This is a genomic window from Vreelandella sp. L-25 (genome assembly GCF_056857535.1).
The window spans coordinates 39197-59768 of sequence record NZ_JBSXNH010000084.1; the positions used below are offsets into that span (position 1 = coordinate 39197).

The 20572-nt window shown below is 54.1% G+C and carries 23 protein-coding genes and 2 tRNA genes; 8 read left to right on the forward strand and 17 right to left on the reverse strand.

From position 1 onward, the window contains the following. Positions 1 to 16: 16 nt before the first annotated feature. Entirely contained in the window at positions 17 to 532 is a 516-nt protein-coding gene (locus AC13CN_RS14080) for a L,D-transpeptidase (RefSeq protein ID WP_054640850.1), read from the reverse strand. Further along, positions 510 to 1187, reverse strand: a complete 678-nt coding sequence (locus tag AC13CN_RS14085; RefSeq protein ID WP_044628292.1) for a TetR/AcrR family transcriptional regulator — start codon at positions 1185 to 1187, stop codon at positions 510 to 512. The genes AC13CN_RS14080 and AC13CN_RS14085 overlap by 23 nt, the downstream gene beginning before the upstream one ends. A gap of 228 nt (positions 1188 to 1415) precedes the next feature. Here AC13CN_RS14085 and lexA point away from each other — a divergent pair, with 228 nt between their 5' ends. Beyond that, positions 1416 to 2093 (forward strand): transcriptional repressor LexA, encoded by a 678-nt coding sequence (lexA, locus tag AC13CN_RS14090; RefSeq protein ID WP_044628293.1) that lies wholly within the window; start codon positions 1416 to 1418, stop codon positions 2091 to 2093. Between the two features lie 21 nt (positions 2094 to 2114). Here lexA and AC13CN_RS14095 read toward each other — a convergent pair whose 3' ends face one another. Further along, the gene (locus AC13CN_RS14095; RefSeq protein WP_062360386.1) at positions 2115 to 2786 is read right to left on the reverse strand and encodes an energy-coupling factor ABC transporter permease; all 672 of its coding nucleotides are present in this window, start codon (positions 2784 to 2786) and stop codon (positions 2115 to 2117) included. Positions 2787 to 2804: 18 nt separating this feature from the next. Continuing rightward, positions 2805 to 3659: a formyltetrahydrofolate deformylase gene (gene purU / locus AC13CN_RS14100; protein WP_054640848.1), complete on the reverse strand. Its 855-nt coding sequence runs from the start codon at positions 3657 to 3659 to the stop codon at positions 2805 to 2807. A gap of 274 nt (positions 3660 to 3933) precedes the next feature. On the opposite strand from purU, the gene AC13CN_RS14105 reads away from it, so the two are divergent. Continuing rightward, entirely contained in the window at positions 3934 to 5535 is a 1602-nt protein-coding gene (locus AC13CN_RS14105) for a ribonuclease J (protein ID WP_062360388.1), read from the forward strand. Positions 5536 to 5544: 9 nt separating this feature from the next. On the opposite strand, the gene moaE is transcribed toward AC13CN_RS14105, so the two are convergent. The 10 genes from moaE to AC13CN_RS14155 all read right to left on the reverse strand — a co-directional run bounded on the left by moaE (position 5545) and on the right by AC13CN_RS14155 (position 13346). Next, entirely contained in the window at positions 5545 to 6021 is a 477-nt protein-coding gene (gene moaE, locus AC13CN_RS14110) for a molybdopterin synthase catalytic subunit MoaE (protein WP_074210515.1), read from the reverse strand. Between the two features lie 3 nt (positions 6022 to 6024). Then, a complete protein-coding gene (gene moaC, locus AC13CN_RS14115; protein ID WP_062360390.1) occupies positions 6025 to 6825 on the reverse strand; it encodes a cyclic pyranopterin monophosphate synthase MoaC in 801 nt (266 codons plus the stop codon). Between the two features lie 18 nt (positions 6826 to 6843). Then, positions 6844 to 7404 carry a molybdopterin-guanine dinucleotide biosynthesis protein B gene (gene mobB / locus AC13CN_RS14120; protein WP_062360392.1) on the reverse strand — a complete coding sequence of 187 codons (561 nt, stop codon included), beginning with the start codon at positions 7402 to 7404 and terminating at the stop codon, positions 6844 to 6846. A 22-nt stretch (positions 7405 to 7426) separates the two neighbouring features. After that, a complete protein-coding gene (locus tag AC13CN_RS14125; RefSeq protein ID WP_062360394.1) occupies positions 7427 to 8656 on the reverse strand; it encodes a uracil-xanthine permease family protein in 1230 nt (409 codons plus the stop codon). Between the two features lie 88 nt (positions 8657 to 8744). Beyond that, positions 8745 to 9374: a uracil phosphoribosyltransferase gene (gene upp / locus AC13CN_RS14130; RefSeq protein WP_044628300.1), complete on the reverse strand. Its 630-nt coding sequence runs from the start codon at positions 9372 to 9374 to the stop codon at positions 8745 to 8747. Positions 9375 to 9471: 97 nt separating this feature from the next. Next, positions 9472 to 10155 (reverse strand): uracil-DNA glycosylase, encoded by a 684-nt coding sequence (ung, locus tag AC13CN_RS14135; RefSeq protein WP_062360396.1) that lies wholly within the window; start codon positions 10153 to 10155, stop codon positions 9472 to 9474. A 1-nt stretch (position 10156) separates the two neighbouring features. Next, entirely contained in the window at positions 10157 to 10636 is a 480-nt protein-coding gene (gene gpt / locus AC13CN_RS14140) for a xanthine phosphoribosyltransferase (protein WP_100731227.1), read from the reverse strand. A 6-nt stretch (positions 10637 to 10642) separates the two neighbouring features. Continuing rightward, complete coding sequence (locus AC13CN_RS14145; protein WP_039182221.1) at positions 10643 to 11188, reverse strand: adenine phosphoribosyltransferase; 546 nt, start codon at positions 11186 to 11188, stop codon at positions 10643 to 10645. A 34-nt stretch (positions 11189 to 11222) separates the two neighbouring features. Further along, positions 11223 to 12521 carry an NCS2 family permease gene (locus AC13CN_RS14150; RefSeq protein WP_054640844.1) on the reverse strand — a complete coding sequence of 433 codons (1299 nt, stop codon included), beginning with the start codon at positions 12519 to 12521 and terminating at the stop codon, positions 11223 to 11225. 198 nt (positions 12522 to 12719) lie between these two features. Beyond that, positions 12720 to 13346 carry a riboflavin synthase gene (locus AC13CN_RS14155; protein ID WP_054640843.1) on the reverse strand — a complete coding sequence of 209 codons (627 nt, stop codon included), beginning with the start codon at positions 13344 to 13346 and terminating at the stop codon, positions 12720 to 12722. 461 nt (positions 13347 to 13807) lie between these two features. Here AC13CN_RS14155 and AC13CN_RS14160 point away from each other — a divergent pair, with 461 nt between their 5' ends. From AC13CN_RS14160 to AC13CN_RS14175, 4 genes are all read left to right on the forward strand, one after another. Further along, a complete protein-coding gene (locus AC13CN_RS14160; protein ID WP_062360398.1) occupies positions 13808 to 14851 on the forward strand; it encodes a methionine ABC transporter ATP-binding protein in 1044 nt (347 codons plus the stop codon). Continuing rightward, positions 14832 to 15485: a methionine ABC transporter permease gene (locus tag AC13CN_RS14165; RefSeq protein WP_044628308.1), complete on the forward strand. Its 654-nt coding sequence runs from the start codon at positions 14832 to 14834 to the stop codon at positions 15483 to 15485. Before AC13CN_RS14160 ends, AC13CN_RS14165 begins: the two co-directional genes overlap by 20 nt. Before the next feature lie 113 nt (positions 15486 to 15598). Continuing rightward, a complete protein-coding gene (locus tag AC13CN_RS14170) occupies positions 15599 to 16393 on the forward strand; it encodes a MetQ/NlpA family ABC transporter substrate-binding protein (RefSeq protein ID WP_054640841.1) in 795 nt (264 codons plus the stop codon). A 72-nt stretch (positions 16394 to 16465) separates the two neighbouring features. Beyond that, positions 16466 to 16936: a GAF domain-containing protein gene (locus AC13CN_RS14175; RefSeq protein ID WP_062360400.1), complete on the forward strand. Its 471-nt coding sequence runs from the start codon at positions 16466 to 16468 to the stop codon at positions 16934 to 16936. Positions 16937 to 16989: 53 nt separating this feature from the next. On the opposite strand, the gene AC13CN_RS14180 is transcribed toward AC13CN_RS14175, so the two are convergent. Both AC13CN_RS14180 and AC13CN_RS14185 read right to left on the reverse strand, forming a co-directional pair. After that, a tRNA-Val gene (locus AC13CN_RS14180) sits at positions 16990 to 17066 on the reverse strand. 25 nt (positions 17067 to 17091) lie between these two features. Further along, positions 17092 to 17168 (reverse strand) — tRNA-Val (locus tag AC13CN_RS14185). 182 nt (positions 17169 to 17350) lie between these two features. On the opposite strand from AC13CN_RS14185, the gene AC13CN_RS14190 reads away from it, so the two are divergent. Then, positions 17351 to 18421 (forward strand): endonuclease/exonuclease/phosphatase family protein, encoded by a 1071-nt coding sequence (locus tag AC13CN_RS14190; RefSeq protein ID WP_062360401.1) that lies wholly within the window; start codon positions 17351 to 17353, stop codon positions 18419 to 18421. A 37-nt stretch (positions 18422 to 18458) separates the two neighbouring features. Here AC13CN_RS14190 and AC13CN_RS14195 read toward each other — a convergent pair whose 3' ends face one another. Then, on the reverse strand, positions 18459 to 19835 hold the full coding sequence (locus AC13CN_RS14195) for a class II fumarate hydratase (protein WP_062360403.1): 1377 nt from the start codon (positions 19833 to 19835) through the stop codon (positions 18459 to 18461). A gap of 303 nt (positions 19836 to 20138) precedes the next feature. Between AC13CN_RS14195 and AC13CN_RS14200 the strand changes: the two genes are divergently transcribed. Further along, positions 20139 to 20513, forward strand: coding sequence for a phasin family protein (locus tag AC13CN_RS14200; RefSeq protein WP_044628312.1), 375 nt, complete (start codon positions 20139 to 20141; stop codon positions 20511 to 20513). Positions 20514 to 20572 lie beyond the last annotated feature (59 nt).

A 20572-nucleotide genomic window follows, 5' to 3' on the forward strand; every position in this document is an offset into this window, starting at 1 on the left:
ACGCCCGGAAGTGGGCTTAATGCAACCAAACCGGCGTACCGGGTTGGGCGTGTGCAAACAGGTAGTGTAAATCGTGATTTCGCAGGCGGATGCAGCCGTGAGAGGCAGCCACACCCATCGGTTGTTCTTCAGGCGTGCCGTGCAAATAAATGTAGCGCCGCTGGGAGTCCACGTCAGCGCCGCGGTTAACGCCGCGCTCCAGCCCGCAGAGCCACATAATGCGCGTTAGAATCCAGTCTCGCTCAGGGTAATTGGTCGCCAATTCAGGCGAAAATACTTCGCCAGTCCATCGGCGACCACGAAATACCGCATTATCAGGCAAGTCCTTGCCGATAGACGCACGGACATAGTGCCAGCCCAGCGGTGTTTGGCCGCTACCCTCTTGCTGCCCTACGCCAGCAACCCCAGTGGAGATCGCGCACTCATAGTTCACTTCCTTTCCCTGCCACCAGCGCAACCGCTGCCGCTGGGTGTCAATCTCCACCCAACCAGATTGGGAAGGCGGTAATTCAGCTAGCCTGGGCGTTGCCATGGTTTCCCTCTTCAACCGCAGCCGGTAGCGGCGCGTTCATCGCAGCAACAACGACTGGACGTAGCCGCCGCACAAGGTCACGCACCGTCACCTGCTCTTGATAATCCTTTGCAGCAATATCACGCAGGGCATCCAGTCCTGAGAGCGTAAATATCACTGTGCCTAGCATAAAGTGTAGCCGCCAAAAGCGCTCGGCGTCCGGCAGCTCAGGCGTGGCTTTACGCACCAGCTCGGTAAAACGGGTAAATACATCGCCATACTGCTGCTGAATATAGCGACGCAGATGCCCTTGCGCCTGACTGTAGGCTAACCCTAGTAGCCGCATAAATACCTTCAGGCTATTACGTTCGGCGGGCACTGCCAGTACCGTAGTGGCCATGGTCTCTAACAGCACTTCTAGAGGAATAGGCTGGCCTTGATAGTGAGCTTCTAGCTCGTCCAGTGCGGTGTGAAAACGCTCTGAAAATGGATCGAGATAGCGGGAAAACACCGCTTGAATTAGCGCTTTTTTGGAACCAAAGTGGTAGTTCACGGCCGCCAAATTAACCCGGGCCTTGCTGGTGATATTACGCAGCGACGTCTCGGCAAAGCCTCGCTCTGCAAACAGTACCTCTGCAGTATCTAAAATACGCGTTACCGTATCCGATTGGGCCATAGCGCCCTCCAAAAAACAGGTGTTTTAAACATAGCTGAATACTATGTCATAACCCCTGCTGGCTCAATCTCTTATCCAAAGGGTAGTAAGCGTTAACTAAACACTTAACGACTGTCTCGGTTGGGTGTAACTCGTCATGTACTGGACAGAGCAACATACTGTATACTTAAACACATACTGATTAAGCCGACATGTAGCTACTGTCTTTTCACTGTTTTGGAGTTTGGTATGTCGCGTCCACTCACAGCACGTCAGCAGCACGTATTTGATTTTATTGTTAAGACCATGGGTGAGCTTGGCTACCCCCCTACCCGCGCCGAAATTGCCAAAGCGCTGGGATTCCGCTCGCCTAACGCAGCAGAAGAGCATTTGCGTGCGCTCGAGCGCAAAGGCGCTATTCGTATAATTCGCAATACATCACGAGGCATCCGCTTACCTAACCAGGAGCCGCAGGAGCTTACTGAAACACCAGCGGCTGCAGCACCTGCTACTAATGAGCCGCTGCCCAATGGGCTTCCTGTGATTGGTGAGGTCGCCGCTGGCAGCCCTATCCTTGCGGCTGAACATATTGACCGTTACTGCCCGCTGCCCGCTGAGTACTTCACGCCTAAAGCAGATTACCTGCTACGGGTGCGCGGCCTATCCATGAAAGATGTAGGCATTCTTGAAGGCGACCTTCTGGCCGTGCATCGCACTGACCGCGTTCGCGATGGGCAAATTGTCGTGGCACGATTAGAAGACGAAGTAACAGTCAAGCGTTTTAAACGCCAAGGGCATCAAGTAACACTGATTGCCGAGAACGCAGATTTCGCACCAATTGAGATCGACCTACGCACTCAGCAGCTTGATATTGAAGGCGTGGGTGTTGGTGTTATTCGCGGTGGTAATGGGCAAGCGCTTGGCTAGTTGCCCAACCTGTAAGGCAGGCTACTGCAAGTCGATATAGCGGTGGTCATTAAAGGTGGCCACCCAGCTTGGGTGGTACACCAGCAAAATACTCAGCAGCATACCGGTTATAAATGCCTCTGACGGCATCAGTAACGGTAAAAAGCGGGCATACTCTTGGGCGAGATAGACGGCCTCGGGATCAGTGCCCGCTACGATAATCAGCGCAACAGTAGATAGCCCTCCCCCTAAGGTCGCCAAGGCTGTTCCAAAAAAGCCACAAGCAAATAAAAACACCATCAAATTATCAGGCAACCGACGGTCAACGATTCGCCATACAAAACCGGTCACGGTCGCAGGCACAATACCTGTCACCAGCACATTTGCCCCCATTAGCGACCAATCGTTTCTGCCAATAGCCACCATGGCGACATTAACCATCACATTGCTGATCAACGCCAGCGGCATTTTAAAGACTAGCGTCATCAGCACCGTAAACACCAAGTGAAGCGTTAACCAGTCCACCGCTTGCGCACGCAATTGCCACATCAACATGACGGCCAACGTAGCTGCCATCCAGCGGTGCTGAAGCGCTGTATCCTCAAGCAGTGGCCGCCAGGGGCGCAGGCATAAGCACCAGACGATGACACCCAACGATAAAAGCCACGTCATCACGAGTGCCCACGGTGCCAATACGCTTTGTGCAAACGACATAGCGCCCCCTTCTGCCGATTAGCTAAAAACGACCGTTTTGTTGCCGTGAATTAGCACGCGATCTTCTAGGTGCCAACGCAGCCCCCGCGCCAATACCGCTTTTTCCACATCGCGACCAAAACGTACCAAATCAGTAGGCGTGTGACAGTGGCTGACCCGGTGAATGTCCTGCTCAATTATAGGGCCTGCATCCAGCTCTTCTGTCACATAGTGGCAAGTTGCCCCAATCAGTTTCACGCCCCGCTCATAGGCTTGATGATACGGCTTGGCACCCGCAAAGGAAGGCAAGAAGCTGTGATGAATGTTAATCACGCGCCCTGCATACCGTTCGCAAAGCGAAGGTGGCAGAATTTGCATATAGCGTGCTAGCACTATGCAGTCAGCGCGGGCAGCATCAATCTGCTCCTGCACCTGTTCAAAAGCCTTTTGTTTATTAGCCGGGTCAACTGGTACATGATGATAAGGGATGCCATACCATTCAGTCAGCGAGCGCATATCATCGTGATTAGAGATAACGCCGACAATATCGCAATCCAACTCACCTGCCTGCCAGCGGTAGAGAAGGTCCACCAAACAGTGGGATTCCCGAGACACCATCAACACCACACGGCGGCGCTTTTGGGTATCCACCAGCGACCACTGCATATCAAATTCAGCCGCCACCGGCTCAAACGACGTGCGCAGTGCTTCCGCCGACATACCCAGAGAATCCGCCAGAATCTCGTAACGCATAAAAAAGCGGCCAGTCTCTAAGTCAGAGTGCTGGCTGGCTTCGGTAATTGAGCCGCCTTGTTGAGCAATAAAACTTGAGACACGCGCCACGATGCCCACTTGATCTGGGCAGGAAACAACTAAACGATAGTAATGAGACATAACAAACACTCTTAACGTATTTAACGGCACGCTCGCCAAGCACCTGCCTACCAGCAGGTAAACCACATTAGCGGCGGTAGTGTACCGTAAGCACGATGAGGAAGCACCGTGGTCAGGTGCCGCGATGATTGTTACCCGCCCCCCGCTTCCCGTATAGTTAAGGAATTACTTTCTAGGCTTTTCATAACTGATGCATCCATCCCGCGTTCAACTTCGTCCCCGTCGTCGCCCGCCCCTGCGCCTACTCCCGCTAGGTGGATGTGGTGAAATTGGAATGAATCTTACGCTGTATGGATACGACGACCAGTGGATCGCCGTAGATTGCGGCATGATGATTCGCCAAGACCTGCCCAACTCGCCGCTGCAAGTACCTAATACCGATACCCTAGAGGCACTGAAGATCACACCTAAGGCGCTGTTTATCACCCATGGTCATGAAGATCATATTGGTGCGGTGGCGTGGCTATGGCCCAAATGGGGTTGCCCTATCTTTGCCACTCCTCTCGCAGCAGGGCTATTGCGTTACAAATTCGCCGAACACCAGCTCAGCAGCGCCTCCATTGAAGTGATTGAACCAGGCGATGCGGTGGAGAGCGGGCCATTTACACTGCGCTACTTGAGTGTTACCCACTCCATCCCCGAAAGCTGCTCCATCATGATGCAGGCGGGTGATTACCGCATACTGCACACCGGCGACTGGAAACTCGACCCCAACCCACTGATTGGCGCCCCCGTGAACGCTGCCCAGTTTAGAGCACTGGCGCCGGTGGATCTTCTGGTAGGTGACTCGACCAATGCGCCAATGCCAGGGCAGTCGGGCAGCGAGGGGGATGTTGCCAAGGCGCTTTCCACCACATTGAAAGCGTGTAAAGGCCGCGTGGTAGTGTCCTGTTTTGCTAGCAACCTAGCGCGCGTACTGGCCATTGGCTTAGCGGCCCAAGCGTGTGGCCGTCGCGTTAGTTTGATGGGCCGCTCAATGGAGCGCATGGTCAGTGTTGCTAGAGGCCTTGGTTATCTGGATAACTTCCCCCCCCTGGTGCCACCCCATGATTTGGGCTATCTACCACCGGAGGAGGTCGTGATTATTGCCACCGGTAGCCAAGGCGAGCCTCGCGCTGCCTTGCAGCGTTTAGCGCAGCGTCGACACCCCTTTGTGGACTTGGAACCCGGCGATAGCGTGATTTTTTCCGCCAAAACAATTCCAGGCAATGAGCGCCCTATCGAGCAGCTTAAAAAACGTTTACTGCAACTCGGTGTCACGCTGTTCGACGAAATGAACCACCCCGAGCTTCATGCAACCGGCCACCCCGCTCAGGAAGAGCTGAAAAAGCTCTACCAGTGGGTGAGGCCCAAAATGCTACTGCCGGTACATGGTGAAGCGCGCCATCAGGAGGCGCACCAAGCGCTTGCTGAGGAGCTAGGTATCAGAGCGCCGCTAGCACCGGTGAATGGCGATATGATTGTGCTTGACCACCAAGGGCTGCGCTGCGAAACGCGCTACCCACAGCCGCCTTGCATTGTTAACCAAAATAGCGTCGTGCCTCACCCTGGCCTTGAGAGCAGCCATCCCACTACCCGTCGTGGCAGTCTGTTTCTAGCGCTACCGGTAGCAGCAACAGAAACGGGATGGTGTCGTATTGGTCGTCTGATGCTTGACGCCAACGGCGCAAGCCCTATGGATGAAGATAGCTTCAGCGAGTGGCTGGATGAGCAGCTAGAAGAGATTGAGGCAGACACCTTGGCTGATTTGCGCCATGCGCTGCAGCCAAGGCTGGTGCACTGGCTGGCTAACCACTTGCAACATATGCCAGACGTGCACCTGCAGATCATGGCCGCTGAAATGCCGACCATCGAAGAGTTAAACGACGAGCCTTAAACACAGGTGTTACCAGCGTTCAGCATCCTGCTGATCGGTGTGGCGCTCTTTAACCCAGTACGCCCCCTGCTTGGAGTGCTCTTTCTTCCAAAACGGCGCCTGGGTTTTTAAATAATCCATAATGAAATCGCAGGCCTCAAACGCATCGCGGCGGTGTGCGCTTGCCACCAGCACTCTAACGATAGGGTCGCCCGGGGATAAGTCGCCCACCCGATGAATAACACGCACCGCCTGCAGCGCCCAGCGCTGCCAGGCTTGCTCAGCAATTTGCGTTAAGGTGCGCTCAGTCATTCCTGGATAGTGCTCAAGGGTTAACCCCGTTACGTCGGGCGTCTCGTTAAAATCTCGCACTAACCCGGTGAACGTCACAATCGCACCAATGTCGGTGCGCTGGCGCAGCGCGCTCTCATAGCCGTACGCCATTGAAAACGGAGCGGACTGCACTTCTACCGCGATGTCTGGCAATGTCGGCTCGCTAACAGACACGGCTTAGCCTCCCGTTACCGGTGGAAAAAAGGCCACTTCGTCATCATCAGTGATACGAGCGCTATCATTTGCCATCACTTGGTTAATGGCACATAGAGTGCGCTGATCAGCCAGCACGGAAAAGCGTGCATCCTGGGCACTAAGCGCAGCTTTTAGCCCGGCCACATCGCGACTTGGCAGCTTATCAAGCCCAATGGCCAGATCACTCTCACCGACCCGCTCACGCAGCTCTGCCAAAAACTTGACGCGCACACAGGGCGAGGCACAGCGCTCACCTAAGCTTACCTCTCCCACTGCGCCTTCACCGGTGACAATAGGCGTGACCATCTCACGCTCCCGCTGATAGTCACCACGCAATCCGCCTCGCTTGCTGTCGAGCTGCACAGCTTCAATGCGCATCTCTTTATCAACGGCTTTACACATATCGTAAAGCGTCAGGCAAGCAACCGAAACGGCCGTCAACGCTTCCATCTCGACGCCCGTGCGCCCGTTCAAGCGACACATGGCCGATACATTCACCCAGCCATTTGCATGGTCAATATCGAAATCCACCGCTACTTTGGAGAGCGCCAGCGAGTGGCAGAGCGGAATCAGTTCATGAGTTCGCTTCGCTGCTTGAATACCCGCAATACGCGCTGTTGCGAGTACATCCCCTTTGGGCAGCGCCCCATCGCTTAATAGCTGCAGAGTATTGGGCTGCATCACGATTCGCCCAGAGGCAACAGCCTCACGACGGGTCTCGCGCTTATCGCCGACATCAACCATATTCGCTTCGCCGTGCGCGTTCAGGTGGGTTAACTGCATGGTGTCACCTTTTCATCATCAAGCCAGAGTGCGGCGTTGTTGGTCGGCCCACTCACTTACCCAGCGAGCAATCTCTTCACAATTATTTAAATCCAAGCGGGCCACCGATGGCCTAAGAGCCACCGGCGGCTCAGCAGTAAGCGCAGCCGCCTGCACCCACTCATCGCATAAAATAGCCGGATCGCCTATTCCGTCTCGGTAAAGCACCAGCTTGGGAATAGGCCATGCTTTGAAGCCTTCCACAATCACCAGATCTGGGTGATGCGGTGCCATTAGGGTAAGCAAATAGGCTAAATTAGGCTCCTCCTGCCCTGGCGTCTCCTGCATCAGTGCAAAACGTTGGCGCGATGCAATCAGCATAGGAGTGGCCCCGGCGCTACGCAGCTTGTAGCTGTCTTTACCCGGCTGGTCCACATCAAACTGGTGGTGGGCATGTTTAATCACCGCTACCGAAAGGCCCTTTTCACGCAGTAGAGGTAACAGCTGCTCTAGCAGCGTGGTTTTACCGGTCCCACTCCAGGCTGCCACTCCCAGTGTGGGAAACGGTACGGGAAACGGAGAGCGCAGTGCCTCACTCATAAATCACCCTATGTGCCACAAGTTACTCACCCTCTTTTTCTGCAGGTAATAACCAGTTTAACGCAATGCCTACCAAAGCGGCTAAGCTAACGCCCTGCAAAGTGAATTGCCCACCTCCAAACTGCATACCACCGATACCAAACACCAAAATAAGTGACACCACCACTAGGTTACGCGCCGCAGTCAGCGACTGACCTGCACGCACCAGGGTATTCATCCCCACTACAGCAATAGAGCCGAATAGCAGCGTCATAATCCCCCCCATGACCGGCCCGGGAATTGTCTGCAGCAGCGCCCCCAATTTGCCAACAAAGGCAAGGATGATGGCAATAACAGCAGCCACAATCATATATTTTGGATTGAATGCCTTGGTTAGCGTCACAGCACCGGTAACTTCTGAATAGGTCGTGTTAGGCGGCCCACCGAACAGGGCTGCTGCCGTCGTTGCCAAGCCATCGCCCAGTAACGTGCGGTGCAAGCCAGGTTTTTCAAGATAGTTTTTACGTGTCACCGAGCCAATCGCCACCATATCGCCAATATGCTCAACGGCGGGAGCGATGGCCACTGGAATCATAAACAGGATGGCCGCCCAGTGAAAACTCGGCGCGGTAAAGTTGGGGATAGAGAGCCAAGCCGCTTCACGCACCGGAGTAAAATCAACCACCCCCATAATCAGCGCCAACGCATACCCCGTTGCAATGCCGCCTATAATCGGCACTAAACGCAGCAGCCCACGGCCAAGCACCGCAAGCAATAAGGTTACTAACAGACTGGCCATGGAGAGAAAAATAGCTTGCCCATAGCTAATATTATCGCTGATTTCACCGGTTGCCATACTGACCGCGACTGGCGCTAGCGCTAAGCCGATCACCATAATCACTGGGCCCACCACGACAGCAGGCAGCAAACGATGCAACCAGGCGGTGCCCTTCAAGCGCACCGCCTGGGAAATGGCAACATAGACAAGTCCCGCGGCCATCAGGCCACCCAGCGTGGCAGAAACGCCAAAACTGGCGATTGAGCCTTGAATAGGAGCAATAAATGCAAAGGAAGAAGCTAGAAACACCGGCACCGTTTGTTTGGTCACGCCATGAAACACCAACGTGCCAATCCCGGCGGTAAAGAGTGCCACGCTGGGGTCTAGCCCGGTTAATAGCGGAACCAACACAAGCGCACCAAAGGCCACGAACAGCATTTGCGCGCCGGTAAGCAGCATTTTAGGCCACGACTCTTGACCAGCACTGTTTGTCATCACACCACTCCTGGGGGTCGGTTATTAGTAACGGAGGCAAAAAAATGCCCCCAACGCGAAGCGTAAGGGGCCTTTTGAGGCGGAGCGCTTAACGCGTTCCGAAAATCTTATCGCCGGCATCTCCCAAGCCGGGGACGATGTAGCCATTCTCATCGAGTCGGTCATCCACCGACGCCGTGTAAATCTCTACATCAGGATAAGCATCTTGCACCCGTTTAATCCCTTCAGGGGCAGCAACTAAGACAATCACTTTCATATGTTCACAGCCACGCTCACGCAGCATATCCAACGTGGCCACCATCGAACCACCAGTCGCCAGCATCGGATCAATCACAATCGCCATGCGCTCTTCGATGTCGTTGGCGAATTTAGCGAAGTAAGGTACCGGTTGAAGCGTCTCTTCATCCCGGTAAAGACCAACAACGCTTACCCGTGCGCTAGGGATTAAATCCGTTACGCCCTCCAACATGCCTAGCCCGGCACGCAGGATCGGCACGATAGTGACTTTCTTACCTTTCAAACGACGGGTCGCAATGGGCTCGCCGTTCCAGCCCTGAATCTCATGGTCTTCCAGCTCCAGACCTTTGGTTGCTTCATAGGTCAAAAGCTTAGCCACTTCACCTGCCAGTTCACGAAAGCTCTTAGTGCTCAAATCAGCTTCGCGCATCAATCCCAGCTTATGTTGAACAAGCGGATGGTTAATGGCGTAGACACTCATGGGGCTTCCTCACTGCAGGGGATTCAGGATGGCGACCTAGGTCGCATCGACATGCTTACAAAATTGCGCGCCATTCTACCCGCAACTGACCATCAGGTTAAGGGGTTTCGGGCAATTGCCACTCAATTGGCGTCCGCCCTTGCTCCTGCAAGAATTGATTCGCCCGCGAAAAGTGGTGATTACCAAAGAAACCACGGCGCGCCGACAGGGGCGACGGGTGTGGTGACTCAAGTACCAAATGGCGAGAGGTATCGATGAGCGCTTTTTTCTGGCGAGCATGGCTACCCCACAGCAAAAAAACGCAGGACTCTGCATGCTGACTCACGGTTTCAATAGCCCGGTCGGTAAAATGCTCCCAACCTTTTCCCCGATGCGACGCGGCGTTGCCCTGTTCAACGGTAAGCGCTGTGTTCAGCAGCAGCACCCCCTGCTTCGCCCACGACTCTAAAAAGCCATGACGCACTGGGGTAAAACCGACATCGCTTGCCAACTCTTTGTAGATATTGACCAGCGACGGCGGCACTTGCACGCCCGGCTGTACCGAAAAACAGAGCCCATGGGCCTGATTAGGCCCGTGGTAAGGATCCTGCCCTAGAATTACCACTTTCACCGAGGAGAGCGGCGTTAATTCAAAGGCGCGAAACCAGTTTGAGGAGTGAGGGTAGATCACTTTCTTAGCCGCTTTCTCTGCGGCCAAAAATGCTTTCAGGGCGGACATATAGTCAGCCTGAAAATCCTGCCCCAGCCACTGGCTCCAGTCTTCGGGTAGCGGGTTAGCCATATTACTTTTTCATTTGGTCAGCGAGAGGCTCTACGTAGGCAATGCCCATATCCCAAGGGAACTGAATCCAGCACTGCTGTGCCACTTCGGTCAGGTACTGATCCACCAACGGCCGACCTTCGGGCTTGGCGTAGATGGTCACGAAATGCGCCTTGGGCAGCATTTCACGCACCGCACGCGCCGTCTTGCCGGTGTCGACCAGATCATCCACTAGCAACCAGCCTTCGCCGTCGTGGTCGACGCCTTTCATGATGTCCAGGCCACCCTGGCTCATGTGGTCGTAGCTCTTGATGCAGATCGTGTCGATCAGGCGGATGTTGAGTTCACGGGCAATCAGCGCCGCAGGAATCAATCCGCCTCGGGTAATCGCCACGATCCCCTTGAAGTCACGCTCGATCAGCAAATGGCACAGCTGACGAACATCACGATGAATCTGATCCCAGGAGACGGTGAAGTGTTGGTGGTAGCGTTCGCTGCTCATGGGGCGTTACTCGTCTTCATTAAAGGAACAGACCGCGAATACGCTATAGCCCGCATCGCGAATTTTGGTAGAGCCACCCAGTTCAGGCAGGTCGATGATCGTTGCCGTCTCGACGACCTGGCCGCCGCAGCGCTGAATGAGGTTGGCCGCTGCCAGCATGGTACCGCCGGTGGCAATCAGATCATCCATCAACAAAATACGGTCATTCTGCTGAAAAGCGTCGGCGTGCAGCTCGACTTCCGAATGACCATATTCCAGCGTATAGGTCTCGCTGATCGTCTTGAACGGCAGCTTGCCCTTCTTGCGCACCGGCACGAAGCTGCAGCCCAGCTCATAGGCCAACGGGGCACCAATAATGAAGCCACGAGCGTCAATCGCCGCGATGGCATCCAGGTTCATCTCCTGGTAGCGGTGCACGAAGCTATCGATCAGCTTGCGAAAGGCAGCGCTGTTTTGCAGCAGCGGAGTGATGTCACGGAAGTTCACTCCTTGCTCTGGCCAGTCAGGAACCGTGCGAATAACGGACTTAATGTAATCGCCGTAGATGCTCATCGCGTCTCTCATTGATTAGTCAAAATGCGGGCAGTTAGCCCAGGAACAGGAACTTTGCTGCAAACAGCAGCGCCAGCACGACCACTGCCGGATTCAGGTCGCTGAATCGACCTGACAGGGTCTTGATGGCAACGTAGCTAATAAAGCCCAGGGCAATACCCTCGGCAATCGAGAAGGTCAGCGGCATGGCCAGCGCAGCGATCAGCACCGGCGCGGCGTCTGTGGGGTCTTCCCAGTTGGCATGTGCAAGACTACCCGCCATCAGTACCGCTACATACAGTAGCGCACCCGCCGTTGCATAAGCCGGAATAGAACCTGCCAGCGGCGCGAAAAATAGGCTGATCAAGAACAGTACGCCCACCACAACGGCCGTTAAGCCAGTACGCCCACCAGATACAATACCTGCGGTTGATTCGATATAGCTGGTCGTGGTGGAGGTACCCAGCGCGGCGCCCGCCATCGAAGCGGTACTATCTGCCATCATGGCACGACCAATACGCGGTAGCTTGCCGTCTTCATCCAATAGTTTGCCACGGTGAGCAACACCTACCAGCGTACCGGACGTATCAAACAGATCGACAAACAAAAAAGCGAAGATAACGCTGAGCATGGCTACATCTAGCGCGCCCACCAGATCCATCGCCATGAACGTCGGTGCAATCGAAGGAGGCATCGACATAATGCCACCGTACTGATTGTGACCCAGCACCATGGCCAGCACGGTGACACCAATAATGCCGATCATAACGGCGCCAGTAACACGCAGGTAAGCCAATGCGGTAATCACGAAGAAGCCCAGCAGCGCGTAAAGCGGCGCAGGCTCTGATAGGTCACCAAGGGCAACAAAGGTTGCCGGGTTTGCCACGACAATACCGGCATTCTTCAGTGCAATCATTGCCAGGAAAAGGCCGATACCCGCCGCGATGCCCAAACGTAAAGAGAGCGGAATAGAATTAATGATCCATTCGCGAATTTTAAAAATACTCAGCAGGAAAAAGGTCAAACCAGAGAAGAAGACGGCCCCTAACGCCGCTTCCCAGGTGTAGCCCATACCCAGCACCACGCCGTAGGTAAAGAAGGCATTCAACCCCATACCCGGCGCTTGAGCGATCGGATAATTGGCCCATAGGCCCATCACGAAACAGCCAATCGCCGCGGCCAAACAGGTGGCTACGAACACAGCGCCGTAATCCATTCCCGCTTCCGAGAGAATGCTTGGGTTAACGAAGATGATATACGCCATGGTAAGAAACGTTGTAATCCCGGCGATCACTTCCGTTTTTACATTGGTCTTCTGCTCTGTGAGCTTGAAGTAGTTGTCCAGTGATTTCATTTAGTTTTTATCCTTCGCGCTTACGCTGAATGCGTCCCTTGATGCGAGAAAAGCCGCACATACTACCGAAAGGCACCACGCGATGCGAGCACCTCAAGTGCGGCTAGCTAAGTTGAGGAGAAGCCTCATACCTAATTTATTTAGCAAACTTCAGGCCATGAGCTAACCGATTGGTCAACAAAGAGCCAAGATTTTCCACTATTGGCGGCTCGCCAGAACCCGCTCCACCGTCTCAACAATCACTTGAGTCTGCGGGTCAATTTCAATATTGACCCAGTCATTCATCAAACGGCTACCTAACATCGTGCGTGACAATGTTTCAGGGATGAGATTAACACTGAACTCCACCCCTACCCCATCGGCAGATGGGCGTACATCGCCAACGGTGAGGCTGATACCGTCGACACCAATATAGCCTTTTTCAAACACAAACTTGGCCGCTTTATCAGGCAACGCAAACCAGAGCCGACGGTTATTAGGAGCCTCTTCAATAGCCACTACCTTCGCCATACAAATAATGTGGCCTGACATGGAGTGCCCGCCAATTTCATCCCCAAAACGAGCTGCGCGCTCTATATTGACGCATTGGCCTGGCGTAATTGCACCAAGATTGGTCAATCTCAGCGTTTCGCGCATCAGGTCAAAGCTAACGCGCTCACCATCTATCGCCGTTACCGTCAGGCAAACGCCGTTATGTGCCACTGATGCACCAATCTCTAACCCGCTACGCATACTCTCTGGCAGAGCAACCACATGGGTGCGGAACTCCTCTAGTTCATGCACCTCAACGACCTCAGCGATACCTTGAACAATGCCAGTAAACATTGGCCCTTCCTTTCAATCTCAGGTTAGTAGGATGGCGTAGACCATAAAAACTCGCGCAAGCTTACTACTAATGACCCAACCTTGTGCAGCCAGTGGTTAGCAGACGCCTATTGATCATGGCTTTTTTGCTGTTAGCAAGCAGTTCAATCACCTCGAAACAGCAACAAAAACCAAAAACTATCAACTAAAAAGAAAATAAACCTGTATATGAACTTAAAAACATGAAATAGAACGGATTTAATTGACAACCCATTCGCCACTCTTTAGACTTTCGCCGCAAATGTAATGACGCCGATTTGTACCCAGATTGCGGGCGTCCACCTGGCCTTTGGCGGGGTGAAGTGCAGCTAAAAGGGTGTGTCCAGCATTGATGGCCACCCGCAAGGGTGGCCTTTTTTTGTTCCCCGCCCTACGCTTGCCCCCTCGCACTCCGTCTTCGGCCTACCATTAAGGCAGACGCTATGATTGAACTTAGCAACGTTAGTAAAACCTATGGCAGCGGCGACAGCGCCGTCCATGCTCTTCAGAATGTTAATTTAACGATTCCCAAAGGCACGATACACGGCGTGATTGGTCTGTCCGGTGCGGGCAAATCGACGCTCATTCGCTGCGTCAATCTGCTAGAACGCCCCACTAGTGGTAGCGTTTTGGTGGATGGTCAAGAAATGACCGGTCTACGCCGTCGTGAGCTCAACCATGCTCGCCATCGTATTGGTATGATTTTTCAGCACTTTAACCTGCTCACCACGCGGACCGTGTTTGATAATGTCGCCCTTCCCCTGGAGCTGATGGGCGAAAAGCGCAGCGCTATCAAAAATCGTGTTTTACCGCTATTGGAGATGGTGGGCTTAGCCGATAAAGCGAAGCAGTACCCTGCCCAGCTTTCCGGCGGCCAAAAACAGCGCGTGGCCATTGCCCGCGCCCTGGCCAGCAAGCCCAACGTGCTGCTATGCGACGAAGCGACTTCAGCCCTCGATCCGCAAACGACCAGTTCAATCCTTGAACTCCTCAGGGATATCAACCATCAGTTGGGGATTACCATTCTGCTGATTACCCACGAAATGGAAGTGGTGAAATCGATTTGCCATCGGGTCAGCCTGATCTCTGACGGCAAGCTGGTAGAAGACGCGGAAGTCGGCGACTTCTTTACTGCGCCAGCCACCCAGCTTGGCCGCGACTTTTTGAACGACTTTCTTCAGCTCAGCCCTCCTAAAGAGCTTTTGGAACGCCTGGAAGAGAGCCCCAGCGAACATACACATCCGGTGGTGCGGCTGACTTTCTCAGGCGATGCCGTCTCCACGCCGCTCATTTCTCGCTTGGCGCGTGAGTGCAGCGTCGATGTCAGCATTTTGCAGGCCAAAGTCGAGTCCATTCAGGACCGCACTCTTGGCCTAATGATTGCCGAATTACTGGGCAGCCATGAGCAAACCCAGCAAGCCATGTCCTATTTAGCAGCGCATCAACTACAGGTGGAGGTACTCGGCCATGTCCAGCGCAATGTTTGATCTTATTTTACAGGCCACGCTGGATACCCTTTATATGGTGGCAGTGTCCGGCGTCATCGCCACACTGCTTGGCCTGCCACTGGGCGTAATGCTTTATGTCACCCGCCCGCGACAAATTCTGGCGATGCCGGTGCTTAACCAAGTGTTGGGTATCATTACCAATATTGGCCGCTCAATTCCCTTCATCATTTTGATGGTGGCCATCATCCCCTTCACCCGCATGCTGGTAGGTACGTCTATCGGCATCAACGCCGCCTCCGTACCGCTGACCATTGCAGCAATTCCGTTTGTGGCTCGCCTCATTGAAGGCGCGCTCAACGAGATTTCTCCAGGGTTAATTGAATCGGCACAATCCATGGGTGCGACGCCTTGGCAAATTATTACCAAGGTGCTGATTCCCGAAGCTCGCGGCGGCATTATTACTGGCCTCACCATTACGCTCGTCACCCTGGTGAGCTACTCAGCCATGGCAGGCGCAGTAGGCGGCGGCGGCCTTGGCGACCTTGGCATTCGCTATGGCTACAACCGCTTCAACCCAACCATTATGCTAATCACTGTGGTGATTCTAGTGGTGCTGGTACAAGGATTCCAAAGCCTAGGCGACTATTTAGTGCGCAAAAGCGACCGTAAATAGTCATAGCCAGCGCCTTTCATCGACATAGCTAAATATAACAAAAACGCATTAGACTTGCGTTTCTTATTCCCTCATCATTGCACCACGATGCATAACGACACTGGAGTAACGCCATGCAAAAAGTCATTATCGGCAGCCTGACCGCGCTTGCACTTGCCATCAACGTTGCCAATGCGGAAACCCGTACCATTAAAATGGGCACCGTAGCTGGTCCTGAAACCGAAGTGATGGAAGTCGCCGCTCGCATTGCCAAAGAAGAGTACGACCTGAACGTCGAAATCATCGAGTTCACTGACTACGTAACACCGAATGCCGCACTGGCCGATGGCAGCCTGGATGCCAACGCCTACCAGCACGAGCCCTACATGCAGGCGATGGTGAATGACCGCGGCTACGACTTTGCCATTGCCGGTTACACCTTCGTGTATCCCATCGGCGCTTACTCTGAAAAGTACGACAGCATTGATGAGCTGCCGGACGGCGCACAAATCGCCCTGCCCAACGACCCCTCCAACGAAGGGCGTGCGCTTATCCTAATGCACAACGAAGGCCTGATCACGCTCAACGATCCGACGTTCCTGGAAGCCACGCCGATCGATATCGCAGAAAACCCGCGCGGCTTCCGCTTCCGTGAAATCGAAGCCGCCCAGCTTCCCCGCGTGCTTCCCGACGTGGATATGGCCTTCATCAACAACACTTTCGCCCAACCGGCTGGCCTGAGCCTGGACGATGCGCTGATCAAGGAAGGCCCTGAGTCTCCCTACGTCAACCTGATCGCAGTTCGCGGTGGCGATGAAGATCGCGAAGAGATTCGCCAGTTGGTCGACGCTTATCAGCGTGACGAAGTGATCGAGAAAGCCGACGAGCTGTTCAAAGGCGCGGCGGTACCGGGCTGGACCGACGAGTAACTCTCATCCGTTCGTCATTCATTATCAGGCCAGCCGAGAGGCTGGCCTGATGCGTTTCACCAAGGAGATGGTATGTCGATAACCGATTACACGCTGTTAAACCGCCAGTTAGAGGCTTTGCTGGATACCCGCGACTGGCTGACCAACAGCGCCCAAACCTGCGCCTTCATTCAGCAAACGCTAGAAGCGCTGAACTGGGTTGGCTTTTATTTGCAGCGCGAACCGCAGCTACTGTGCCTTGGGCCATTCCAGGGCAAACCCGCCTGCCACCCCATCCCTTTTAGCAAAGGCGTTTGTGGGGCTGCGGCCCGTGAACAGGCAACGCAACGGGTCGATGACGTTCACGCGGTGGCTGACCACATCGCTTGCGACGCCGATTCACGTTCCGAGCTGGTCGTCCCCATCGTACACGACGGTTTCGTATGGGGCGTTCTGGATATCGACAGCCCCCAGCACGCGCGCTTTAGCCAAGAAGACCAGGCTGGCATCGAGGCGCTGGTGGCCACTTTCGTGCGGCAAACAGACCTTCCCCGCTTCGTTTGATGGCGCATTAAACAACAAAAAGCCCCACTCAATGAGCGGGGCTTTTTAGAATCTGGTAGGACCAGGCGGATTTGAACCGCCGACCTCCACGATGTCAACGTGGCGCTCTAACCAACTGAGCTATGGTCCTAGAAAGGATTTGCACATATGAAATTTGGTAGGACCAGGCGGATTTGAACCGCCGACCTCCACGATGTCAACGTGGCGCTCTAACCAACTGAGCTATGGTCCTGCTGTGCAACGGATGCGTATTCTACGGCTTCATAGCTGAATTGCAAGTAGTTTTTATTCTTCACACCCTTACCAACGAGTACCTTATCGCTGTTTCTATGAATAATGTCGGCACTTATCAAACCTAAGGACTAAGCTGGACATAGATTAATACTGATCGCCCGTGAAATAAGGAGGTAAGTTTTGCTAGGGCCTTTGCTAGGATGCATCGCCGTTTTACTGCTACTTTCCACGTTAATTGCTCGCATAAGATTGCGCTGGTGGTGGATACGCAGTTTTGAGTTTCCACGCCTGCAGATTGCCTTACTCGCTGGGGTATGTGCGCTAGCAAGCTGGATGCTGCTGGAGCCAGGTAAATGGCGAATGGCATCGACAGGCTTATCGCTGCTTACCCTGCTGATACAGCTGCGTTACATCATCCCTTGGACGCGTCTCTGGCCCGTTCAAGTGAAATCGACCCATGAGGCGCCAAGCAATCAAAAAATCACCCTGCTGATCGCCAATGTGCTTACTCCGAATCGCCAGGCGGATAAACTGCTCAGTATGATTGAGCAATACCAGCCCGATATTGTGCTAACGCTGGAGTCAGACCAGTGGTGGCAGGATCAACTAGATCAAGCGTTAGAGGATAAGTGGCCCAATAGCGTCAAAATACCGCTCGATAATCTTTATGGCATGCATATGTACTCGCGACTAACCCTCAGCGAGACCGAGGTAAAGTGGCTGATTCAGGATGACATTCCCTCTATCCATACCTATGTCACGCTGGAAAGCGGCGACCGAATCCGCCTATACGCTCTTCACCCGCGTCCGCCAGCACCCAGTGAAAGCGAGAAGTCGCTCTGGCGCGATGCTGAACTACTGTTAGTTGGTAAGGAAATTCATCGCCACCCTTCTGCCACTCTGGTCGCTGGCGATCTAAACGATGTTGCTTGGTCGCGCACCACCCAACGCTTCTGCCGCATCAGCGGCATGCTTGACCCTCGTCGTGGCCGGGGCATGTTCAGCACGTTTCACGCTAACTACCCGGTCCTGCGCTGGCCGTTAGATCACGTCTTTGTCAGTGAGCACTTTACGCTGGACAGTATGCAGCGCTTGGATGCCTTTGGGTCTGACCATTTCCCTATTCTGGCCACACTCTGCTATCGCCCTACTCGCCAGAACGAGCATGAAACACCAGAAGCCAGTCAAGAAGAGCGCCAGAAAGCCAGCGAAACCATTGAAAAGGGCAAAACGGAGACGCAGCAAACTTAACCGTTTTACCCAATCGCTAGGCATAGGATGGAATAGGTTACTCGGGCACACCGCCTTGCGTTAATACAGTGGGATCAAGCAGGCGCTCTAGGGTGGCGCGATCCAGGTCAGTCTCCTCTTCCGCGACATCGATAATCGGCCGTCCTCCTTGATATGCCTTTTTAGCAATCGCGGCGGCCGCGTTGTAGCCAATCACACTGTTCAGCGCGGTCACCAAAATCGGGTTACGCGCCAGCGGCACCTGCAGGTTATCTTCACGCACTTTGAAAGTTGCGATAGCACGCTCAGCCAACAGCTTGGCGGTATTACTCATCAGAGTAATTGACGTGAGCAGATTAGACGCCACCAGCGGCAGCATAACGTTAAGCTGGAAATTGCCGCTCTGCCCCGCCACTGTGATCGCCGTATCTAACCCCATCACCTGCGCCGCCGCCTGTGCTGCCGACTCGGGAATCACCGGGTTGACTTTGCCCGGCATAATAGAGCTACCCGGCTGCAGCGCTTCAAGCTCGATTTCGCCCAGCCCGGCCAGTGGCCCCGAGTTCATCCAGCGTAGGTCGTTGGCGATCTTCATCACCACGCAGGCAAAACCTTTCAACTGGCCGGATAACTCCACCGCAGCATCCTGCGACGCCAAGCTGGCAAAAAAACTGTCATTTGGCGCAAAGGAGAGCCCTGTTTGCTGGCTCAGGTCCTTCGCCATCAACTCAGCAAACCCCTTTGGCGCATTGATCCCCGTGCCCACCGCAGTTCCCCCTTGGGCGAGGCGACATAACCGCGTCATGGCACTATCGAATCGTTCAATCGCTTGCCCCACCTGGCTCGACCACGCTCCTAGCTCTTGGTCCATGCGCAGCGGCATGGCATCCATGAGGTGAGTACGTCCGGTTTTGACGACATGGCTGAGTTCATTGGCACGGCGGTCAATGGTTGCCTTGAGTTCGGTTAATGCCGGGCGTAGCAATTCATTCACAGCGATAGCGGCTGAGAGATGAATCGCGGTCGGGATCACATCGTTACTGGATTGCCCCATGTTGACGTGGTCATTGGGCGTGACCTCCACCCCTTCACGGCTAGCTAGCGTCGCCAGCACCTCATTCACGTTCATATTGGTGGAGGTGCCCGAGCCAGTCTGGAAAACGTCAATGGGGAAATGGTCGTCATGCTGGCCATCAATCACCGCTTGTGCGGCTTTTTCGATAGCCTGCGCGCGCTCGGCATCCAATAGACCTAGCTGGTGATTGCTACGAGCAGCCGCTAGCTTAATGCGTGCCACGGCATGCACAAATGCCACCGGCATGGGCGTGCCTGAGACGGGAAAATTATTAATGGCACGCTGGGTTTGGGCACCGTAAAGCGCCTTTGCCGGTACCTCAAGCTCTCCCATGCTATCTCGTTCAATACGCGTATCCATTCCACACTCCTGTTAAGTCATCAGCGGCATTTGAACTAACACCGCTCCATTGATAACGATTCTCTCTACGCTTCAGCCTAGCCACCCCGCCCGGTTTGGTAAACCACCAAGCTGGCTGGGCGCGTTTTCAAGGTTTATTTTGCCCAAATTGTTGCGCTGCACAAAACCGCTTGCTATGCTGCAATGCAAGATAACCCAGATCAGTAACGGTGCATTCCTTAGCTCGCCGTCGCTGATAAACGAATCGTCTTGGGTTTAGCTTAGCAGCCCACAGACCTTAGCAATGGCACAGGAGTGTTGATTATGCGTACCTTTAACACCAATGAAATGACTCAGCAGTTCGATAACCTGTTTATGGCTCCGGCACGTGCCTACATGAGCCTCAGCATCGACTATTCTGAAAAACTGCTAAACGCTCAGCTAGACGCTAACAAAGCCTATGTTGATACTGGCATTGCACAAATGCGCCAGCTGATGAGCGTTAAAGACGCTGAGGGCCTGCGCAGCTACATGGAAGGCCAGCAGAAAGTAGCCAAAGAGTTGGCTGAGCGCGTCAAAGGTGATGCAGACAAAGTGGTATCACTGCAGCAGGACTTCTTGCAGAAGAGCCAAAAGCTGACGGAAGATAACGTTAAGCAGGCACAAGCTACTGCCAGCAAAATGAGCAAAACTGCCTAATGTTGAACTGATCGCGAAAGCGATTCAGCAACTTAAAAGCGGCTAGATGACGCCCTTGC